Annotated in this window: 19 protein-coding genes and 1 pseudogene; 8 read left to right on the forward strand and 12 right to left on the reverse strand. The window is 67.2% G+C overall.

What is annotated here, in order from left to right; translation table 11 throughout:
• Positions 1 to 179 precede the first annotated feature (179 nt).
• Positions 180 to 1,277: a lyase family protein gene (locus tag J0I42_RS23315; protein WP_291658510.1), complete on the forward strand. Its 1,098-nt coding sequence runs from the start codon at positions 180 to 182 to the stop codon at positions 1,275 to 1,277.
• Positions 1,278 to 1,287: 10 nt separating this feature from the next.
• A complete protein-coding gene (gene pcaDC / locus J0I42_RS24065; protein ID WP_366509872.1) occupies positions 1,288 to 2,469 on the forward strand; it encodes a bifunctional 3-oxoadipate enol-lactonase/4-carboxymuconolactone decarboxylase PcaDC in 1,182 nt (393 codons plus the stop codon).
• A gap of 6 nt (positions 2,470 to 2,475) precedes the next feature.
• On the opposite strand, the gene J0I42_RS23330 is transcribed toward pcaDC, so the two are convergent.
• Positions 2,476 to 3,351 (reverse strand): helix-turn-helix domain-containing protein, encoded by an 876-nt coding sequence (locus tag J0I42_RS23330; RefSeq protein WP_291658512.1) that lies wholly within the window; start codon positions 3,349 to 3,351, stop codon positions 2,476 to 2,478.
• Positions 3,352 to 3,478: 127 nt separating this feature from the next.
• Between J0I42_RS23330 and pobA the strand changes: the two genes are divergently transcribed.
• The 6 genes from pobA to J0I42_RS23360 all read left to right on the forward strand — a co-directional run bounded on the left by pobA (position 3,479) and on the right by J0I42_RS23360 (position 9,385).
• Positions 3,479 to 4,651, forward strand: coding sequence for a 4-hydroxybenzoate 3-monooxygenase (gene pobA / locus J0I42_RS23335; RefSeq protein WP_291658513.1), 1,173 nt, complete (start codon positions 3,479 to 3,481; stop codon positions 4,649 to 4,651).
• Between the two features lie 139 nt (positions 4,652 to 4,790).
• Positions 4,791 to 5,984, forward strand: coding sequence for an ABC transporter substrate-binding protein (locus J0I42_RS23340; protein ID WP_291658515.1), 1,194 nt, complete (start codon positions 4,791 to 4,793; stop codon positions 5,982 to 5,984).
• Between the two features lie 70 nt (positions 5,985 to 6,054).
• The gene (locus J0I42_RS23345) at positions 6,055 to 6,918 is read left to right on the forward strand and encodes a branched-chain amino acid ABC transporter permease (protein ID WP_291658516.1); all 864 of its coding nucleotides are present in this window, start codon (positions 6,055 to 6,057) and stop codon (positions 6,916 to 6,918) included.
• Between the two features lies 1 nt (position 6,919).
• Positions 6,920 to 7,927, forward strand: coding sequence for a branched-chain amino acid ABC transporter permease (locus J0I42_RS23350; protein ID WP_291658517.1), 1,008 nt, complete (start codon positions 6,920 to 6,922; stop codon positions 7,925 to 7,927).
• Positions 7,924 to 8,682 carry an ABC transporter ATP-binding protein gene (locus J0I42_RS23355; RefSeq protein ID WP_291658518.1) on the forward strand — a complete coding sequence of 253 codons (759 nt, stop codon included), beginning with the start codon at positions 7,924 to 7,926 and terminating at the stop codon, positions 8,680 to 8,682. The genes J0I42_RS23350 and J0I42_RS23355 overlap by 4 nt, the downstream gene beginning before the upstream one ends.
• Positions 8,669 to 9,385, forward strand: a complete 717-nt coding sequence (locus tag J0I42_RS23360; RefSeq protein ID WP_291658520.1) for an ABC transporter ATP-binding protein — start codon at positions 8,669 to 8,671, stop codon at positions 9,383 to 9,385. The genes J0I42_RS23355 and J0I42_RS23360 overlap by 14 nt, the downstream gene beginning before the upstream one ends.
• 21 nt (positions 9,386 to 9,406) lie before the next feature.
• On the opposite strand, the gene J0I42_RS23365 is transcribed toward J0I42_RS23360, so the two are convergent.
• The 11 genes and pseudogenes from J0I42_RS23365 to J0I42_RS23415 form a co-directional block, all read right to left on the reverse strand.
• A complete protein-coding gene (locus J0I42_RS23365; RefSeq protein WP_291658522.1) occupies positions 9,407 to 10,372 on the reverse strand; it encodes a 2-hydroxyacid dehydrogenase in 966 nt (321 codons plus the stop codon).
• A 37-nt stretch (positions 10,373 to 10,409) separates the two neighbouring features.
• The gene (locus J0I42_RS23370; RefSeq protein ID WP_291658524.1) at positions 10,410 to 12,086 is read right to left on the reverse strand and encodes a cephalosporin acylase I; all 1,677 of its coding nucleotides are present in this window, start codon (positions 12,084 to 12,086) and stop codon (positions 10,410 to 10,412) included.
• Positions 12,087 to 12,097: 11 nt separating this feature from the next.
• Positions 12,098 to 12,778: an RraA family protein gene (locus J0I42_RS23375; protein ID WP_291658526.1), complete on the reverse strand. Its 681-nt coding sequence runs from the start codon at positions 12,776 to 12,778 to the stop codon at positions 12,098 to 12,100.
• A 9-nt stretch (positions 12,779 to 12,787) separates the two neighbouring features.
• On the reverse strand, positions 12,788 to 13,576 hold the full coding sequence (locus J0I42_RS23380) for an ABC transporter permease (protein WP_291658527.1): 789 nt from the start codon (positions 13,574 to 13,576) through the stop codon (positions 12,788 to 12,790).
• Positions 13,573 to 14,415, reverse strand: a complete 843-nt coding sequence (locus J0I42_RS23385; RefSeq protein ID WP_291658528.1) for an ABC transporter permease — start codon at positions 14,413 to 14,415, stop codon at positions 13,573 to 13,575. Before J0I42_RS23385 ends, J0I42_RS23380 begins: the two co-directional genes overlap by 4 nt.
• Positions 14,412 to 15,461 carry an ABC transporter ATP-binding protein gene (locus J0I42_RS23390; RefSeq protein ID WP_291658529.1) on the reverse strand — a complete coding sequence of 350 codons (1,050 nt, stop codon included), beginning with the start codon at positions 15,459 to 15,461 and terminating at the stop codon, positions 14,412 to 14,414. Before J0I42_RS23390 ends, J0I42_RS23385 begins: the two co-directional genes overlap by 4 nt.
• A 10-nt stretch (positions 15,462 to 15,471) precedes the next feature.
• Positions 15,472 to 16,527 carry an extracellular solute-binding protein gene (locus J0I42_RS23395; RefSeq protein WP_291658530.1) on the reverse strand — a complete coding sequence of 352 codons (1,056 nt, stop codon included), beginning with the start codon at positions 16,525 to 16,527 and terminating at the stop codon, positions 15,472 to 15,474.
• A gap of 132 nt (positions 16,528 to 16,659) precedes the next feature.
• Positions 16,660 to 17,484 carry a creatininase family protein gene (locus J0I42_RS23400; protein ID WP_291658532.1) on the reverse strand — a complete coding sequence of 275 codons (825 nt, stop codon included), beginning with the start codon at positions 17,482 to 17,484 and terminating at the stop codon, positions 16,660 to 16,662.
• 33 nt (positions 17,485 to 17,517) lie between these two features.
• Positions 17,518 to 17,640: a hypothetical protein gene (locus J0I42_RS23405; RefSeq protein ID WP_291658533.1), complete on the reverse strand. Its 123-nt coding sequence runs from the start codon at positions 17,638 to 17,640 to the stop codon at positions 17,518 to 17,520.
• 85 nt (positions 17,641 to 17,725) lie between these two features.
• Positions 17,726 to 18,313: pseudogene (locus tag J0I42_RS23410) on the reverse strand (ABC transporter permease); the annotation flags it as partial.
• The coding region (locus J0I42_RS23415) for an ABC transporter permease (RefSeq protein ID WP_291658534.1) at positions 18,310 to 19,125 on the reverse strand (816 nt) is incomplete at its 5' end. The gene J0I42_RS23415 and the pseudogene J0I42_RS23410, both read right to left, overlap by 4 nt.

Here is a 19,125-nt window from a genome sequence, read left to right on the forward strand (position 1 = left end):
CTCTGCGTGATGAGCTGCGACAAGGCCAATGGCGGCGGTTTGACCCTGATCGAGATCGCGCCGGGCGTCACCCTCGACGAGATCAAGGCCAAGACGGCTGCTCCCTTCACCGTCGCCCCAAGCCTCGCAAAGGCCGCGTGAGCGGACTTCTGCGCGCAAGGCCGGCGACGACCCCAGCGATGCTGGCCGCGTTCTCGGACGCGGCCACATTGCGCCATGCCCTCGCCTTCGAGGCGGAGCTGGCGCGCGCCGAGGCGGCTGAGGGCTTGATCGGCGCCGAGGCGGCCGAAGCCATCGCCTCGCTCTGCGCGTCAATCGTGATCGACCTCGCCGAACTGGCGGAAGAAGCCGCGCTCGCCGGCACGCTGGCGATTCCGCTGGTGGCGCGCTTGCGGGCCGCCTTGACCGGCGAAGCCGCAAAAGCCCTGCACAAGGGCGCGACCAGCCAGGATGTAGCCGACACCATCCTGACCTGCCAGGTCCGCACAGCCCGCAGCCTGCTCGGCGCCGACCTGAGCCGCATCACGACGGCACTTGCCGCGCTGGCACAACGCCATGCCGCAACCCCGGCCATCGGACGCACTCTGCTGCAGGACGCGCTTCCGATCGGCTTCGGCCTGCGCATCGCGCAGTGGCAGGCCGGTATCGCGGAAGCCGCAATCCGCTTCCACCATGAAGTCGAAACGGGCGCCGTCCTGCAATTCGGCGGCGCGGCCGGCACTCGCGCCGGCCTTGGAGGCAAGGCAGCAGCCGTCTCCGCCCGTCTTGCTGCAGCGCTCGGCCTGCCCGATGCGCCGCCCTGGCACGCCCGCCGCGGCGGCACCGCCGGCATCGCAACGGCGCTCGCCATCGCCATCGGCGCGCTCGGCAAGATGGCGCGCGACGTTTCGCTTCTCGCCCAGAACGGTATCGCCGAGGCCCGCGAACCCGCGATCCCCGGCCGGGGCGGCTCCTCGGCCATGGCCCATAAGCGCAACCCCACCGGCTGCCAGGTCGCGCTGTCCGCCAGCCTGCGCGCCCCCGGCCTCGTCGACGGCATCCTCGCTGGGCTCCCGGCCGAGCAGGAACGCGGCCTCGGCGGCTGGCAGGCTGAAGGCCCGGCGCTGGCCGATCTCTTCCTGCTCGCGGCCGGCGCGGCTGACGCCATGGCGACGGTCGCGGAAGGACTGGAGATCGACGAAGCCGCCATCGCCCGCAATCTCACGGCGGCCGGCATGGGCAACGATATCGGCGAAAGCGCGGCCCTTGTCGCCGCACTGCTCGCTCAGGACGACTAAGGAACGCACGATGCCTTTCGCGACGAGCAGCGGCGCCCGCATCTACTGGAGGCTGGAGGGCAGCGAGGACAAGCCGGCGCTCGTCCTGCTGAACTCGATCGGCACCGACATGTCGCTCTGGGACGCGGCGATGCCGGCCCTGCTCGCCTCCTTCCGGACCTTGCGGATCGACACGCGCGGCCACGGCGCTTCCGATGCGCCGGAAGGGGACTACACCTTGCCCCTGCTCGCCGACGACGTGACCGCCGCCATGGCAGCGGCCAGCATCGAGCGTGCAGCCATTGCCGGCGTCTCGCTTGGGGGCATGGTCGCCATGGAGCTGGCGCTTCGTCATCCCGAACAGGTTTCGGCGATCTCTGTGATCTGCACCTCCGCGACGATGGACAAGGACGTCTGGCGGGATCGCATCGCGCAGGTCCGTGCCGGTGGTATGGCGGCGATCGCGGATGCCGCCATACAGCGTTTCCTCTCACCAGCCTTCGCCACCGGCCAGCCTGCGACAGTCGCGAGCCTCAAGCGCAACCTCGTTGCCCAGGCGGCGCAGGGCTATGCCGGGGCCGGTGCCGCGATCCGTGACATGGAGCTGATCGGACGGATCGGTACCATCGCCTGCCCCGTCCTCGTCGTAACCGGCGAGCGGGACGTCTCGACCCCCCTCGCCGGGCATGGCGAGAGCCTGCTGGCCGCCATGCCGGACGCGAATCACGCGCATCTCGACTGTGCCCATCTCGCCCCTGTCGAAGCCCCGGCCGCCCTGGCCGGAACGCTGCGGGCCTTCCTCGCACCGGGGGGCGACACGGCCGACGCGGCGGAGACCCTGTTCGAAGCGGGGTTGAAGAACCGCCGCCGCGTCCTTGGCGACGCCTGGGTCGACCGCTCGCTCGCCAACCGCACGCCCTTCAATGCCGAGTTCCAGGCGATGATCACGCGGATCGCCTGGCAGGAGATCTGGAGCCGGCCCGGCCTCGACGATCGCACACGCCGCCTGCTCGTGCTGGCGATCACCGCGAGCCTCGGCCGCTGGGAGGAATTCCGCCTGCATGTCCGCGCCGGGCTGACCCGCGGGGGCTTCACGCAGGACGATCTCAAGGAGGTGCTGATGCAGACGGCGATTTATGCTGGCGTCCCTGCCGGCAACACCGCCTTCGCCGAAGCCGCCTCCGTGATGAAGGAAATCGAGGCGGCCAGCTAAGCCAAGTCAAGCCTTCGCCCGGTAATCCGAGGGCGACACGCCCGTCCGCTTGGAGAAGAAGCGCGAGAAATAGGCGGGGTCGGAAAAGCCCAGCCGGAACGAAATCTGCGAGATCGACATCGCGGTATAGACGAGGTCTCGCCGCGCCTCGATCATCAAGCGGTCCTGGATGACCCGCGCGGCCGATCGACCCAACAGCTCGCGGCAAGAGCGTGACAGATGCGGCACCGAGACTCCGAGCTCCCGCGCATGATCATCGAGCGAATCGTGATGCTGGAACCGCGCCTCGACCCGTTCGACGAAGCGGCGGACGAGCCCCGCGCGCGGGTCCTTCGCCGGCTCGCCCTGCACCTTGGCGCCACGCATGGCCCGCACAAACCAGGCGGCGATGAGATCGGCATAGGCTGCAAGCGAGAATTCGCGCGCTGGCAGGTTCGCGGCAAATTCGCGCATCGCAAGCTGCATCAACCCGTCGAGCGCCGTCACCTCCGCGCCTGCCGCAGCCATCGATAGCACCGCCGGGGCTCCCAGCAACGCGCGCGCCTCCGGCTCGCTGTCGAACAGGCGCTTCAACGAGGTTGCCGCCGCGCTGGCGACGAAGCCGTCCGTGTCGTCGAGGAACGCGAATTCATGGATGGTCGAGGGCGGCAGCAGCAGCGCCGCCCCCGGCGCGAGGCGATGATCGCGCCCGTCAACGCGCGTCCGCCCTCCGCCTTGCGTGACCAGGAAGAACTGGAACAGGTCGTGATGCATGTGCGGCTGGATCGTCCAGCCATGCAACGAGCTGCGCGCCACGATCGGTTCGATATGGAGCGCATCTGGAAAGCGCTCCGTCAGGCGCTCGCCATAGAGCCAATAGGCGGGAACGATGGTTGCGGACATGCCGGTCTTGGGATCGATTTGTCCAAGACACTGCGCGTTTCTTCCATTCCGTCAATCGCCTTTCAGGGTTTAGCCTCCTGGTGCGGATCGAACGGTGCAAGCCGTCGCTTCGCGGGAGGCAAGAACAATGCGGACGCAGGTTGCCATCATCGGCGCCGGACCCGCGGGATTGCTGCTCGGGCAGCTCCTGTCGCGCACCGGCATCGACAACGTCATCATCGAGCGGCGCAGCGCCGATTACGTGCTCTCGCGCATCCGTGCCGGCGTGCTCGAACAGGGCATGGTCGATCTCTTGCGCGAGGCCGGCGTTGGCGAGCGGCTCGATCACGAGGGCCTGGTTCATGACGGATTCTCACTCGCCTTCCAGGGCGCGCTCCACCGCCTCGATCTGAAAGACCTGAGCGGCGGCAAGACCGTCACCGTCTACGGCCAGACCGAAGTCACGCGCGACCTGATCGAGGCTCGCCAGGCGCTCGGCCGCCCCACGATCTACGAAGCGGGGGACGTGGCCCTCCACGATTTCGACGGCGCCACGCCGCGCGTGACTTTCCGGGCGAACGGGCAGGAGCAGGAACTGCATTGCGATTTCATTGCAGGCTGCGACGGCTATCACGGTGTCTCGCGCGCCTCCGTCCCGGCGGGATCGCTGCAGACCTTCGAACGCGTCTATCCCTTCGGCTGGCTCGGCCTGCTGGTCGACAAGCCGCCGGCCGCGCATGAACTGGTCTATGCCAATCACGAACGCGGCTTCGCTCTGTGCTCGATGCGCTCGGCCGAGCGCAGCCGCTATTATGTCCAGGTCCCGCTGGAGGAGAAAGCCGAGAACTGGTCCGACGACGCCTTCTTCGACGAGTTGCGCCGCCGCCTGCCGACAGAGATCGCCGATGCCGTGCAGGCCGGCCCCTCGCTGGAGAAGAGCATCGCGCCTTTGCGTTCTTTCGTCGCCGAACCGATGCGCTTCGGCCGGATTTTCCTGGCGGGAGACGCCGCCCATATCGTGCCACCGACCGGCGCCAAGGGCCTCAACCTCGCCGCGAGCGACATCCGCTATCTCTTCGATGCCTTCCGCGACCACTATCGCGACGGCTCGCATGCCGGGCTCGACGGCTATTCGCCCCGCGCGCTCGCCCGCGTCTGGAAGGCCGAGCGCTTCTCCTGGTGGATGACCAACCTGCTGCACCGCTTTCCGGAACGCGATGGCTTCGACCAGCGCATCCAGCAGGCCGAGTTCGACTATCTCGTCCATTCGCGCACGGCGGCCACCGCCGTCGCGGAGAACTATGTCGGCCTGCCTTATTGAGGGCATTGCCCTCGCGGCAGAAAATTGCGTTGGTGACAAGAAGAGGTACGGCGCCATGGCGGCGACCGGCCCGAGCAGCTAGAGCTTCGACCCACGCACGCCATTTGCGGGATCGCAGGCAGGATCGGGAGGAGATGGAATGACCAAGGGTTTCCTGAACAGATTGCTGCCGGCCAGCGCGCTGGCTCTCGCCGGCGCACTCGCGCTCAGTGCCTCCGCCTGGGCGGACACGATCAAGGTCGGCATCATCGGGCCATTCTCCGGCCCCTTCGCCCTGCAGGGCAAGAATTTCCAGGCCGGTGCCGAGGCCTGGCTGGCGCAGAACGGCAAGAGCGTCGCCGGCCACGATATCGAACTGGTCTATCGCGACCTGCCGACCGCCAATCCGCAGCAGGCCCGCGCGCTGGCGCAGGAGCTCATCGTCCGCGACAAGGTGCAGTATCTCGGCGGCGTCTATTTCACGCCGGACGCGATGGCGATCACCCCGCTGCTGAAGCAGGGCAATGTCCCGCTGGTGATCTTCAATGCCGCGACCTCGGCGATCATGACCTCTTCGCCGCTGGTGGTGCGCACCTCCTTCACCCTGTCGCAGACCACGACGCCGCTCGGCAAGGCGGCGGTGGAGCGCGGCGTCAAGAAATTCGTCTCGATCGTCAGCGATTACGGCCCGGGCGTCGATGCCGAAGGCGCCTTCAAGAAGGCGATCGAGGCGGCCGGCGGTGAGGTCAAGGAAGCGATCCGCATTCCCCTCAACACCACCGAGTTCAGCCCGATCATGCAGCGCATCCGCGATGCCGGGGCCGAGGGCGTCTTCGCCTTCCTGCCGTCCGGCCCGCCGACGCTCGGCTTCGTCAAGGCCTTCAGCGATACCGGCCTGAAGAAGGCGGGCGTCAAGCTCTTCGCACCGGGTGACCTGACCCAGGAATCGGACCTGCCGGCTTTGGGCGAGTCGGCCGCCGGCCTGATCACCTCGTTCCACTATGCGGTCTCGCATGATTCCGAGATCAACAAGCGCTTCGTCGCCGCCGCCGAAAAGGCCATCGGCGCGCCCGACCTCGTCTCCTTCCCGGCGGTCGGCGCCTATGACGGCATGTTCGTGATCTCCAAGATGATCGCGGCCACCGCCGGCAAGCAGGACGCGGAAAAGGCCGTCGAGGCGGTGAAAGGCCTCGGCTGGGAGAGCCCGCGCGGCCCGGTCAAGATCGATCCGGAGACCCGCCATATCACCCAGACGATCTATCTGCGCGAAGTCGCGAAGGATGCGCAGGGCCGCTGGATCAACAAGGAGATCGCCAGCGTACCGGAGCAGAAGGATTCCGGCCTGACGAAGTAACCGCCTTAAGCCTGAAACGCGGCGGGAGCCAAGCTCCCGCCTTCCGCTCCCGTTCGACGAGGCCCGCAGCATGCAGACCGCGCTGAGCATTGCCGTGGATGCGCTGGCCTATGGCATGGCGCTGTTCATCATCTGCATCGGCCTCTCGCTGACCATGGGCCTGATGCGGGTGGTGAACCTCGCCCACGGCGCCTTCGCCATGATCGGCGGCTACATCGCTTCCTACGCCGCGCGCGATCTCGGCCTCGGCTACGGCTTCGGGATCATCCTCGCGATGATCGGCACGATGATCATCGCAGTACCACTGGAACGCCTGCTCTATCGCCGCATCTATGACCGCAGCGAACTCTCGCAGGTTCTGATGACGATTGGCATCACCTTCTGCGTCATCGGCATCACCAACTATTTCTTCGGCCCGACCCTGAAGACGATTCCCTTGCCGGCCGAACTCGCCCGTTCGGTCGATCTCGGTTTCCGCAGCATCGCCGGCCACCGGCTTTTCGTCATCGTAAGCGGCCTCGTCGTCGCCGGCGGCCTGTGGTTCCTGATCGAGCGCACCGGCTTCGGCATTCATCTGCGCGCCGCCGTCGAGAACGCGCCGATGGCGCGCACGCTCGGCATCCGCACCGAGATCATCTATGCGGCGAGCTTCGCGCTGGCGATCGGGCTTGCGGCCTTCGGCGGCGTGGTCGGTGCCGAGTTCCTGCCGATCGAGCCGTATTACGCGCTGCGCTACATGGTGACCTTCCTCGTCGTCGTCTCGGTCGGCGGCGCGGGTTCGATTCCCGGCGCGCTGGCGGCCTGTCTGCTGCTCGGCGCCATCGATGTCACCGCACGCTATCTCGTTCCGGATTTCGGCAATTTCTTCTTCTATCTCGCGGTGATCCTGGTGGTCTGTGCCTTCCCGCGCGGCCTGATGGGGCGGGCGCAATAGCATGGCAACTGCGACGCCCATGCCCGTCATCCCGTCCGCGAGCCGCACGCTCGGCCGCGACTTCCTCGGCCTCGCCCTGATCGCGCTCGTCGGCCTCGCCGGCTACTGGCTCTTTCCCGACAACCTCGCCTTCCTCACCCGCGTGATCTCGGTCGCGCTGCTCGTCCTCTCGCTCGACCTGATCGTCGGCTATTGCGGCATTGCCTCGCTCGGTCAGGGCGCGCTCTATGGCGCCGGCGCCTATGCCGCCGGCATTGCCTGCGTGCATGGCATCACCGACCCCGGGCTGCTCATCCTGATCGGGGCTGCGGCCGGCGCAGTGATGGGGCTCCTGATGGGTGCGATCATGCTGCGCGCCCATGGCCTGCCGCAGCTCGTGCTCTCGATCGCGATCGTCCAGCTCCTGCACGAGGCCGCCAACAAGGCCTCCTCGATCACCGGTGGCAGCGACGGCCTCTCCGGCATGAGCCCCGCTCCGCTCTTCGGCCTCTTCGAATTCGATCTCTGGGGTCGCAGCGCCTATCTCTTCGGCCTCGGGTTGCTCCTCATCGTTTTCGCCGTGCTGCGCTTCGTCACGCGTTCGCCCTTCGGCATGGTCTGCCGCGGCCTCAAGGAGGACCCGCTCAGGATCAGCGCGCTCGGCATCTACGCCTTCCCGGTCCTGCTCAAGATGTTCGTCATCTCCGGCGCGGTTGCCGGCATGGGCGGTGCGCTCGCCGCCATTGCGACTCAGGTCGTCGGCCTCGACAGCGTGAGCTTCGAGATCTCCGCCAATGCGCTGGTCATGCTGGTGCTCGGCGGCATCGGCCATCTCTATGGCGCGCTGATCGGCACGGTGATCTTCATGGCGCTCGAGCATATCGTCGCCGCGATCAACCCCTTCCACTGGATGACGCTGGTCGGCGCCGTGCTGATCGCCATCGTGCTCTTCGCACCGCGCGGTCTCTCCGGCACGTTGGACGAACTCGCCCGCCTGCTGACGCGCGAGCGCTGGAGGGCCGGCCGGTGAGCGCGGTCTTCGCGGTCTCGCATCTCTCCAAGGAATTCGGCGGGCTCAAGGTCAGCCGCGACATCTCGCTGGCGATGAACGAGGGCGATCGCCTCGCCCTGATCGGCCCGAACGGCGCCGGCAAGACCACCTTCGTCAATCTCGTCACCGGCCGCATCCCGCCGAGCGCGGGCAGCGTCCATCTCGCTGGCGAGGACATCACGAGCTTGGGCGCGGTCAAGCGCGTCAGGCGTGGTCTCGTCCGCACCTTCCAGGTCACGCGCCTCTTCCCCGACATGACGCCGGAAGAGCATGTCGTCATGACCATCCTGCAGCGGCTGGGTAAGGCGACGCGTATCCTCGCCCGTTTCCACGGTGATTCCGCAGCGCGTGACGAAGCCGCCGAGATCCTCGCCACGCTCGGCCTGACCGAAGTCGCCCACCGCAAGGTCGCGACGATCGCCTATGGCCAGCAGCGCCTGCTGGAGATCGCTATCGCGCTGGCGCAGCGCCCAAAAGTGCTGCTGCTCGACGAGCCCGCGGCCGGCGTGCCCTCCAGCGATACGCCACGCATCGAGGAGGCTCTGGCAAGGCTGCCGGCCTCGCTCGCGGTGCTGATGATAGAGCACGACATGGACCTCGTCTTCCGCTTCGCCAAGAGGGTCATCGTGCTGGCGGCAGGCGAGCTCATCTTCCAGGGCCTGCCGGCCGAAGTCGCGAGAGACCCCAAGGTCCGCGAAGCCTATCTCGGGAGCTACGCCCATGCCGGCAGCTGAGCTCGACATCCGCAACCTGAGTGCCGGCTATGGCCAGACCCATGTGCTGGAGGATGTCTCCTTCATGGTGCCGGCCGGCGGGCGCCTTTCCATCCTCGGCCGCAACGGCATGGGCAAGACCACGCTGATGGCAAGCCTGATGGGTCTGACCCGCCACTATGCCGGCAGCATCAGCCTCGCAGGCCAGAACGTAACCGCGCTCGGGACGGCCGCCCGCTCCCATGCCGGCATCGGCCTTGTCCCGCAAACCCGCGAGATATTCAAAGGGCTGACGGTGGAAGAAAACCTCTTCGCCGGGCTGAAAGGCCGACCCCGCTCGGCGATCGAAGAAGCCTATGTGCTTTTCCCACGCCTCAGGGAGCGCCGGCGCAATCTGGGCTCGCAGCTCTCTGGCGGAGAACAGCAGATGCTGGCGACGGCGCGCAGCATCCTTGGCCAGCCTTCCGTTCTGCTGCTCGACGAGCCATTGGAGGGCCTGGCGCCGGTCATCTGCGACATGCTGATGGAGGCGTTCGGTCGGCTCGCCGCGAGCGGCGCGATGACCATCCTCTTCGTCGAGCAGCGGCTGGAAAGCGCGCTCGCCTTCGCCGATGACGTCATCATCCTCGAACGCGGTCGGATCGTCTGGTCCGGCAAGCCCGACGCGCTGCGCGCCGATGCCGAGGTGCTCGAACGCTATATCGGCGTCGGCGGGCTGCACTGAGCCGCCGACGCCAGTCCGACGTCACACCACCAGATCGAGCGGCGGTACCGGCTCTCCACGCGAGACATGCTGCATGTTCGCGAACATGCGCTTCACCACCGGCGCGAAATTGTCGGACGCCATGGCGGCGAGATGCGGCGTGGTCACAAGATTGTCGAGGGTGAGGAGCGGGCTGTCGGCCGGCAGCGGCTCAATCTCGTAGACATCCATCGCCGCACCGGCGATCTCCTTTGCCCGCAAAGCCGTGACGAGATCGGCTTCGTTGACGACGCCGCCGCGCGCGCAATTGATCAGCACCGCCGTCTTCTTCATCTTCCTGAGCGCCGCAAGGTCGATCAGATCCTTGGTTTCCGGCGTCAGCGGGCAATGCAGCGAGACAACGTCGGCCTGGGTCAGGATCTCGTCGATCGAGGCATGCTTCACGCCGAGCGCCGCTTCGTCGGCGGCATCGAGAGGCGTGCGCTTGCTGTACAGGATCGTGCAGCCAAAACCTTTCAGCAGCTTGGCAAAATTCTTGCCGATCGCCCCGAGGCCAACAATGCCGACCGTCTTGCCGGAAAGCGTGTAGGTGTCGGACGGCAACTGTCCCGTGCGCCAATGGCCCTTCTTCAGTTCGGCATTGCCATAGGCGATCAGGCGGAGCGTCGAGATCGTCAGGCCGAGTGCGAATTCGGAGACGGCGACCGCGTTAGAGCCCGTCGTGCGTGCAACCTTGATGCCGAGCTCTCTGGCCGTCTCGATATCGATATTGTCGTAGCCGACGCCCCATTTATGCAGAAGCTTCAGCTTCTTCGCGGCCCGCAGCACGTCGCCGGAGACGCCGACCTGGCCGGAGATCGCGTAATCGGCATCAGCGATGATCTCCTTCATGTGATCGTCGCCGCGGGCGGTGCCATGGGTCAGCACGAAGCCATCGGGCAGGAACGCACGCAGGCGGTCGGCCCGCTCGGGCGTAGTCATGTCGAGGAGGCAGATGGTCTCGGGCATGGGATGGTCCAGTCGCAGGATCGGAGAAGATATCGGGTCAGATGGAGAAGCGAGCACCGGCACGGGCAAGACCGCCGGAGATGGCGACAGGCGTCCCGTCGGCGCGCCAGCAGGCGGCGCCGGTCAAGGTGCCGTCCGGATTGAAGGCGATGGCATTCATGCCGCCGGCGACGCGGGGCGAGCGCACCACCTTGTGGCCGCGCGCGATCAGCGCCTGCGCCACGGCCTCGGGGATCGCTTCCTCGAGTTCGAGCACGCCACCTTCCGTCCAGACGCGCGGCGCCTCGACGGCCTCCTGCAGGCTCATGCGGTGATCGATCAGGTTGACGATCGCCTGCAAGGCCGAGGGGAAGATGCGCAAGGCACCGGGCAGGCCGAGCGCGAATGCGAGGCGGCCGTCCTTCACCGCCATCATCGGCGCCATCGAGGTGAAGACCCGCTTGCCCGGCGCGATCGAGAGCGCCCGGCCGGGATGCGGATCGAAGTTGTACATGTAGTTGTTGGCGATCATGCCGGTGCCGGGGATCTGCACACAGGCGCCGAACAAGCCGTTGATCGTCTGCGTCGCGCTGACGACATTGCCCATCGCATCCGCGACGGTGACATGGGTGGTATCGGCGGATTCGCCGCCGGAAAGCCCTGCCGTCCAGCTCTTCGCCTGTCCCATCTCGATGAGAGCACGGCGTTCATTGGCATAGGCCTTGTCGATCAGCTTCTCGACCGGGACCTTGACGAAAGCCGGGTCGGCGGTCGCCACGGCGCGGTCGGCGAAGGCTATCTTCAGGGCCTCGGCGAGCAGATGCACGGCGTCCGTCGAGCCGAAGCCGAGTGAACCGATATCGTAGCCTTCGAGAATGTTGAGCATCTGCGTGATATGCACGCCCGATGACGAGGGCGGCGGCGGCCCGATGATCTCGTAACCACGATAGGAGCCCCGAATCGGTTCGCGCAGTTCGATCTTGTAGTTCGCGAGGTCGGCCTGATCGATCAGCCCGCCATTGTTGGCCATGTAATCGGTCAGCGCCCGCCCGAGCTTCCCGCCATAAAGCGCCTCGGGCCCCTCCGCCGCAATCAGCTTGAGGCTCGCGGCATAGTCGGACTGGACGAGCCGCATGCCCGGCTGGAGCGGCTTCCCACCCGGCAGCAGCATTGCCGTAAGGCCGGGATCGCGGGCGAGGTCGGCCGCATTGTCGGTAATGCAGTTCGAGAGATAGGGCGTGACGACGAAGCCGCGCTCGGCCAGCCCGATTGCCGGCTGGAGAACGTCTGCCAGCGTCAGCGTGCCAAAGCGGGCGAGCGCCTCGCACCAGCCCTTGAGCGCGCCGGGAACCGCGACCGCCTTGGCCCCGACCACGTTCTCGCGACCGCGCGTGTCGCGCTGCTTGCCGATCTCATCGGACAGGCATTCGTACATGTCGGGCGTCGCCTGGCCCGGCGCGGTCGAGAGATTGTCGATCACGACATGGCTCCCGTCGGCGAGCCTGATATGGCTCAGCCCCCCGCCGAGGATGCCGACCATCATCGGCTCGGCCACCGTCAACGCGAAGAGCGAGGCGACGGCCGCGTCGATAGCATTGCCGCCGGCGAGCAGGATCTGCGCGCCGGCCGCCGAAGCGAGCGGATGGTTGGTGACGACCATGCCGCGCGAGCCGCTCGCCGGCTTCTTCTCGCAGGTGAAATCGGCAACGCGCGGAACGGAGACGGGAGCGTTCATGGCGGGCCTCGTCAGCCCTTCGCCGCGGCGATGGCGTCGAGCACCATCTTGGTCGCGCCGGAGATGTCGCCGAGCTTCTCGCCTGCCTTCACACGCGCCTGGCTACGCTCGCCGCGCTCCTGCCGGGCGATGGCTGCGTCCGCGATCGCCTCGGCCTCGGCGCGCGGCAGGACCAGCACGCCGGATTCGTCGGCGAGGATGACGTCGCCGGCCTTGACCGGGACATTGCCGCAGGAGATCGGCAGGTTCAGCGTGCCGCCGAGATTGTAGAGCCGCGTGGTGATCGGTGACATGCCGCGGCACCACATCGGGAAGTCGGAATCCTCGATCTCGGTGAGGTCGGTGCACGGCCCATCGACGATGCCACCAACCGCGCCGGCTGCCTTCGCCGCGACGGTGACGCCGCCACCCCAGCAGGCATGCTTGTCGTCGCCGAGACGATCGACGACGAGGATGTCGCCGGGGCGCAGCAGGCCGAGCGTGTGGTGCAGCAGGGTCGAATCCTGGCCGGGGATCGCCAGCGTCACCGCCGCCGCGGCAATGCGCTTCCCGCGCAACAGCGGCTGGATGCGGCGGTCCATGAAGCCCCAATGCTGGGAATGGCCGATGGTCGCGGTCTCGACTTTCTGGAGCTTCTCGACCAGCGCCGCCGGGAGTTGCTCGGGCATCGCTTCAATACGGTAATCGGGCATGAATTCCTCCTACTTTCCAACGGCACGGGCGACGCCGACCAGACGTTCGACCACGAGAACGACGGCGAGCGTCGCGACGATGAGCACCACGGACAGGGCCGCGATGAGCGGATCGGTGCGTCCCTCGACATAGCGCACCATCTCGACCGGCAGGGTCGACGCACGCGGACCCGCGATGAAAAGTGAAATCACCGTCTCGTCGAAGGAGAGCAGGAAGGACAGGCAGGCGCAGGCGATCAGGCCGGGCGTCGCCAGGGGCAGCGTCACCCGGCGCACCACGCGCCAGGGCGTGGCGCCGAGCGTCGCGGCGGCGGCCTCGATGTCATCCGGCAGGTTCGCGAGCGCTGTCGTCATCATCCGGATCACGAAGGGTACGGTCACCGTCATATGGCCCAGCACCAGGCCGGGCAGCGTCGCGGTCAGCTTCAACGGCGAGAAGAACAGCAGCAGCGCGAGACCTGTGATCAGCGTCGGCAGGAGAAGCGGCGCCAGGAAGAAGCCGGTCAGTGCATCCTTGCCGGCGAAGCGGCCCTTCGCCAGAGCGAGCGCCGCCGGGACGCCGATCGCCAGCGACAGCAGCGTCACCACCGCCGCGATCCGCACGCTGAGCCAGAGCGCCGCCAGCAGAGGCCCGTTGCTGGCGAGCTGATTGAACCAGCGCAGCGAGTAGCCCGATGGCGGGAACAGAATGAAATTATCCGCCGAGAAGGCCAGCATGACGACGACGACGATCGGCGCCAGGATCAGCACATAGACCAGCGCCGCGAAGCTGGAGAGAACGCGTCCTGCACCGGTCATCGCTGCAGCCTCCGTGCCGCGAGGTTGGAGACTACGAGCAGCGTGAGCAGCAGGACGAGCGTATAGATCGCCAGCACGGCAGCGACCGGCCAGTTCGTATTCGTCGTCGCCTGCTCGAAGATCTCGGTCGCCAGCACGAAGACGCGCCCGCCGCCGAGCAGCTTGGGCGTGATATAGGCCGACATCGAGAGCACGAAGCCGAGCCCCGCCGCCAGCGCGATCGCCGGCAGGCTGAGTGGCAGGGTGACGCGCCGGAACGTGCGGAACGGCGAGGCGCCGAGCGAGCGGGCGGCCTCCTCCAGCGTGCGGTCGAGCCGGCCGAAGCCGGCGAGCAGCGCCAGAATCATATAGGGCATGATGCTTTCGGCGAGGCCGATGGTGACGCCGGTCCAGTTGAAGACGAGCTTCAGCGGCGTCGAGATCAGGCCGAGTGATTGTAGCGTCGTGTTCACCAGCCCGCGGTCACCGAGGATCGCGAGCCAACCGAAGACGCGCACCACGCCCGAGACCAGCATTGGCATGATCGCGACGACCGCGAGCAATCCACGGAAACGGGAATCGGTCCGGAACAGGAAGAGTGAGACGGGATAGGCCATGCAGAGCGCGATCAGCGTCGACATCGCCGAGAGCCAGAGCGAATTCAGCGTCAGTTCGATGGTGAAGCTGTCGTGCAGCGTGGCGCGCCAGGTTGCCAGCGACCAGGCTTCGACCATCGCTCCGGTCGGGCCGACCTCGTTGAAGGCATTCCGGAACAGCCCGAGCGACGGCCATACATAGATGATGAGCAGGAACAGCGTTGCCGGGATCAGCAGCAACGGCAGGCGGCGCGAGGCTGTCATGGTGCCTCGCGCTGGAAAACGCGGTTTTCGGTCCGCGGCCAGACGACCGCGACCTCGGTGCCTTCGACCGGGGCAGCGGTGCCCGAGGGCATCTCGACGGTGAGCTGGCCACCCGCGCCCTCCACAAGCACCTCGACATGGTCGCCGACGAAGACGCTGCGCAGCACGCGGCCGGTCAGCCGCGCCGTGTCGGCGCCTGCCGGCTCGGACAGCGGCATGATCCGCATGCGCTGCGGCCTGACGAAGAGATCGGCATTGTCAGCCGCGTCCACCGGCACGGTCTGTCCCCAGACGCTTGCCCGACCCTGCGCGTCGCGGGCGAGCGGCAACACGTTGGCGCGCCCGACGAACTCGGCCACGAAGCGCGTCGCCGGCCGGTTGTAGATATCCTCGGCGCTGCCGATCTGGGCGATGCGGCCGCGATGCATCACTGCGATCCGGTCGCACATGGTCAGCGCCTCGACCTGATCATGCGTCACGAAAAGCGTGGTGATGCCGAGCGAGCGCTGGATCGAGCGAATCTCGTGGCGCATCGCATCGCGCAGCTTGGCATCGAGATTGGAGAGGGATTCGTCGAGCAGCAGCACCGAGGGCTGGATCACCAGCGCACGGGCCAGCGCGACGCGCTGCTGCTGGCCGCCCGAGAGCTCCTTAGGGCGGCGCTCGCCAAGTCCGCCGAGCCGGACCAGCGCCAGCCCTTCCTCGATGCGCCTGGCGATCTCGGCGCGGGAAACCCCACGCTCTTCCAGGCCGAAGGCGATGTTGCGGCCGACCGAAAGATGCGGAAACAGCGCATAGGACTGGAAGACATAGCCCATGTTGCGCTTATGGGCCGGCAGCTTGGTAATTTCGCTGCCGTCGAGCGTCATCGTGCCGCGGTTCGGCTCGATCAGTCCCGCCAGCATGCGCAAGGTCGTCGTCTTCCCGCAGCCGGAGGGGCCGAGCAGGGCGACGGATTCGCCCTGCTCCACCGACAGCGAGACGTCGTCGACCGCGACCGAGTTGCCGTAGCGCTTCTGCAGCCCGGCGAGTTCGAGATAGCTCATCGCCTGCCGCTCAACGTGCCGCCGCGATGACCTCGCGCCGCCAGCGGTTGTTCCACTGGTCGCGCACCTTCAGGACCTCGGTCCAGTCGACCGGGATCATGCGCGCACGGTTCTCCGGCGAGGCAGCGGTGCGCGCCAGAGCCTTGGCGTCGATGTCGGCCTTGGCGTTGGTCGGGGCGTAGAACATCCGTTCGGTGAAAGCCTTCTGTGCTCCCTGCGACAGGGCATGCGCGACGAAGGCCGCGGCTGCCGCGCGATTCTTCGAGCCGGCCGTCAGGTTGATGGTATTGACCTGGAAGACCGAGCCTTCGGGCGGCAGGAGGGCATTGATTTTGCCGCCGGTCTGGTCGGAATAGAGCTGGGCACGGGCGTTCCAGCCGGTCGCGACCTTTGCCACGCCGTTCAGGATCAGCGAATAGCCGTCGGGGTTGGGGTCGAAGGTGCTCACGCCCGGCGCCAGCTCCTTCAGCTTCTTCATCGCGGCGTCGATCGATTTGCGGTAGTCGCCGCCTTCCATCTTTTCGGTCATGGCCGTTAGCGCCAGGCCCTGGATGTTCGGCGGCGCAGCGAGCGCGATCTGGCCCTTCAGATCCGGTCGCCAGAGGTCGGCGAGCTTGGCGATCTGGGGCTTCAGCGCCGCGTCCTGCACGATGACGAGATGATCGAAGGTCACGGCAGGGCCGAATTCCCCGCCGGCCGCACGCGCCTCCGGCAAGAGCTCGTTCAGCACCGGGAACTCCGAGGGGCTCAGCTTCTCGAACAGCCCTTCGAGATTGCCGATGCTCGAAGTGGTAACGTCCATGATCACCACGTCGGTCTGGGGATCGGCTTTCTGAGCCCGGACGCTGCCGACCATCTGGGCCGAGGTGCCGCCGGGCACATAGTTCACCTTGACCCCTGGGTGGGCCTGCAGGAACGGCTCGACCACCGCCTTGGTATAGTTGTCCTGGAAGATGCCGGTATACGACATCAGCGTGATCTGCCCCGAGAGCGCCTGAGCCCGGAGAACGGCCGGCATCGCGATGGTCGCGAGGCCGGACTGGATGACGAGGCGGCGTGTGAGCATGGGAAACCTCCTGCAATGTCGCCGCCTCGGGGCGGCAGGCCTGAGCGCCATGCGCCGGTCAGGCGCGAAATGGCGGTTCATCTCGTTGTCTCGGCGTCGGATGTCCGCTCCGACGCCCCAGGGTCGATCGGCTCAGGCCGGAACCTTGGACGCGAAATGGGCGATGAAGCGGGCGCAGACATCGCTCAGCTTCTCCGCCAGCTTGGCGCCGGTTTCGGGCGAGCAGAGCGTCGGATCGCCCTTGCCGACGCCGTCATGATAGACCTCGTCGTATTCGTGCGGCACCCCCACCTCGGCACCGTCGAAGCTCGCGGTGCCCAAGCCAGTGAAGGGCAGGTCGAGGATCGGATCGCGCTTCATCGGCTTGCCCGCCGGAACGAGGTCTTTCCGCATCAGTTCGGGAAAGAGATGCAAACCGAGGCTGGTCAACGGGTCGGCGCCGTGGCCGGAGACCTTCGCCGATTTTTCGGCGCCGACGATGCCCGGCAGCATGCCGTAGGCGATGCGCCAGAGATAGAGGCTCGGCAGCACGATGCGCTCGCGCTGATAGAGTTCGCGCGCGACCTCCGCGATCGGGCCGACATTGCCGCCATGGCCGTTGATGACGATGATCCGGGTCAGGCCGTTGCGGTGCAGCGAATCGACCATCTCGGCGATCACCGCCGTCAGCGTCCCCTGCGAGATGGCGATGCCGCCGATCATCGGGCCGAACCAGTCCGCGCCGCCATACGGAAGCACCGGAGCGACCAGCGTCCGCGTGCCCGCCTTGCTCGCCTGCAACGCTGCGAGCTCGGCGATCTTCTCGGCCAGCAGATAGTCGCCCATCGGAGCATGCGGACCCTGGTCCTCGTGGCTGCCCATCGGCAGCAGGATCACGGGATTGGATTTCAGCAGCTCGCGCGCCTCGCCGCCCGTGATGGTGCCCATATGGACGAGAGGGTCGGTCTTGGTAGCCATCGCTTGGTCCTTCCTTGGAAACGTCTTGGTTTTTCAGCGTTCGCTGGTGCGCGGATCGAGCAGGTCGCGCAGCGCGTCGCAGAGCAGGTTCATGGCGAGGATGGTGAGTGTCAGCACGGCGCAGGGCCAGAGCAGCAGGAGCGGCGCCTGCTCCATGGTCGAGCGCGCGCCGCGGATGCGGCACGACGCCGAGCCCGAGGAAGGACAGGCCGCTCTCGATCACCACGGCGGCGGCGACCGCGAGCGAGAACTGCACGAGCAGAGGCCCGGCGATATTGGGCAGCACGGTGCGGAACAGCAGATGCGACTGCGTTGCGCCGAGCGCCCGCGTCGCCTCGACATAGTCGCGCCCCTTCACCGCCAGCACCTCCGCATAGGTCACCCGCGCGAAGCCCGGCAGGTAGAGCACCGACAGCACGAGAATGAGCGTCGCCGCTCCCGGCCCGAGCAGCGTCACCACCAGCAGCGCCAGCAGCACCGGCGGGAAGCACATGATGATCTCGACGCTGCGCACCGTCAGGAAGGCGCCCCAGCTTCGAGCCCAGCCGCCGATCAGCCCGAGCGTGATGCCGACCAGCCCGGCGCACAGCGCCGAGACGAAGGCGACGGAGAGGCTCGTCCGCGCGCCCCAGACCAGCCGCGAGAGCACGTCACGGCCGAATTCGTCGCGCCCGAGCCAGGAGCCCGCCATCGACCCGGCCAGGCGGTGCGCCACATCCTGCCGCACCGGATCGGGCAGCGGCAGCAGCGGCGCTGCGATGGCGGTGAGCAGGATCGCCGCGACCACCCCACCGGGCACGACAAGCCGTGTGAAGCCGCGCCGCCTCATGCGTGCTGCACCCGCGGGTCGATCGCCGCATGCAGCAGCTCGACGAGGAGGTTGATCAGCAGGAACAGCACCGAGATCGTCAGGATGATGCCGACCACCATCGGATAGTCGCGCCCCTCGACGGCCCGCAGCAGCGGCGTCGACAGGCCCGGCCAGTTGAAGACGTATTCGACCAGCACGGTACCGCCGAGCAAGGTTCCCATCTGGAGACCCAGCACGGTGACGACCGGGTTCAGCGCATTGCGCAGCACATGGACGACGAGAACCCGCCGCGGCGACAATCCCTTGGCCCGTGCGGTACGGACATAATCATGCGCGAGCGCATCCAGCGTCGCCGCCCGCGTCATCCGGAACAGGACGGCCGCCAGGCCTTTGGCGATCGCGACCGCCGGCAGCGTCAGGAGCTTGAGATGCTGGCCTGGATCCTGCGCGAACGGAACGAAGCCGCCGGCCGGCATCAACCGGAGCGTCTGGGCCAGCAGCAGCACCAGAAGCGTACCGACGACGAAAACCGGCACCGCCAGCAGCAGCGCGGTGATCCAGGAAGCGACGCGGTCGAACGCGCCGCCGCGATGAACCGCGGCATAGACGCCCGCGGGCACGCCGACCACGAGCGCGATCAGCGTTCCCGCCAGGATCAGTTCCAGCGTCCGCGGCAGCCGCAGCCCGATCTCCTGGATGACCGGATAGTCGTCGATCAGGGACGCGCCGAGGTCGCCACGTGCCAGCCCGCCGAGGAAATGGCCGTACTGGACCAGGAGAGGCCGGTCCAGCCCGAGCTTCTCGCGCAATTCCTGCACGGTCGCAGGATC

This window comes from Allobosea sp., from assembly GCF_017308015.1.
Lineage (GTDB): Bacteria > Pseudomonadota > Alphaproteobacteria > Rhizobiales > Beijerinckiaceae > Allobosea.

Excerpts from the sequence above, each read along its gene's own strand:
- J0I42_RS23315 (WP_291658510.1), top strand. The coding sequence starts at position 180 with ATGCTGGCCGCGTTCTCGGACGCGGCCACATTGCGCCATGCCCTCGCC.
- pcaDC (WP_366509872.1), top strand. The coding sequence starts at position 1,288 with ATGCCTTTCGCGACGAGCAGCGGCGCCCGCATCTACTGGAGGCTGGAG.
- J0I42_RS23330 (WP_291658512.1), bottom strand. The coding sequence starts at position 3,351 with ATGTCCGCAACCATCGTTCCCGCCTATTGGCTCTATGGCGAGCGCCTG.
- pobA (WP_291658513.1), top strand. The coding sequence starts at position 3,479 with ATGCGGACGCAGGTTGCCATCATCGGCGCCGGACCCGCGGGATTGCTG.
- J0I42_RS23340 (WP_291658515.1), top strand. The coding sequence starts at position 4,791 with ATGACCAAGGGTTTCCTGAACAGATTGCTGCCGGCCAGCGCGCTGGCT.
- J0I42_RS23345 (WP_291658516.1), top strand. The coding sequence starts at position 6,055 with ATGCAGACCGCGCTGAGCATTGCCGTGGATGCGCTGGCCTATGGCATG.
- J0I42_RS23350 (WP_291658517.1), top strand. The coding sequence starts at position 6,920 with ATGGCAACTGCGACGCCCATGCCCGTCATCCCGTCCGCGAGCCGCACG.
- J0I42_RS23360 (WP_291658520.1), top strand. The coding sequence starts at position 8,669 with ATGCCGGCAGCTGAGCTCGACATCCGCAACCTGAGTGCCGGCTATGGC.
- J0I42_RS23365 (WP_291658522.1), bottom strand. The coding sequence starts at position 10,372 with ATGCCCGAGACCATCTGCCTCCTCGACATGACTACGCCCGAGCGGGCC.
- J0I42_RS23370 (WP_291658524.1), bottom strand. The coding sequence starts at position 12,086 with ATGAACGCTCCCGTCTCCGTTCCGCGCGTTGCCGATTTCACCTGCGAG.
- J0I42_RS23375 (WP_291658526.1), bottom strand. The coding sequence starts at position 12,778 with ATGCCCGATTACCGTATTGAAGCGATGCCCGAGCAACTCCCGGCGGCG.
- J0I42_RS23380 (WP_291658527.1), bottom strand. The coding sequence starts at position 13,576 with ATGACCGGTGCAGGACGCGTTCTCTCCAGCTTCGCGGCGCTGGTCTAT.
- J0I42_RS23385 (WP_291658528.1), bottom strand. The coding sequence starts at position 14,415 with ATGACAGCCTCGCGCCGCCTGCCGTTGCTGCTGATCCCGGCAACGCTG.
- J0I42_RS23390 (WP_291658529.1), bottom strand. The coding sequence starts at position 15,461 with ATGAGCTATCTCGAACTCGCCGGGCTGCAGAAGCGCTACGGCAACTCG.
- J0I42_RS23395 (WP_291658530.1), bottom strand. The coding sequence starts at position 16,527 with ATGCTCACACGCCGCCTCGTCATCCAGTCCGGCCTCGCGACCATCGCG.
- J0I42_RS23400 (WP_291658532.1), bottom strand. The coding sequence starts at position 17,484 with ATGGCTACCAAGACCGACCCTCTCGTCCATATGGGCACCATCACGGGC.
- J0I42_RS23405 (WP_291658533.1), bottom strand. The coding sequence starts at position 17,640 with ATGGAGCAGGCGCCGCTCCTGCTGCTCTGGCCCTGCGCCGTGCTGACA.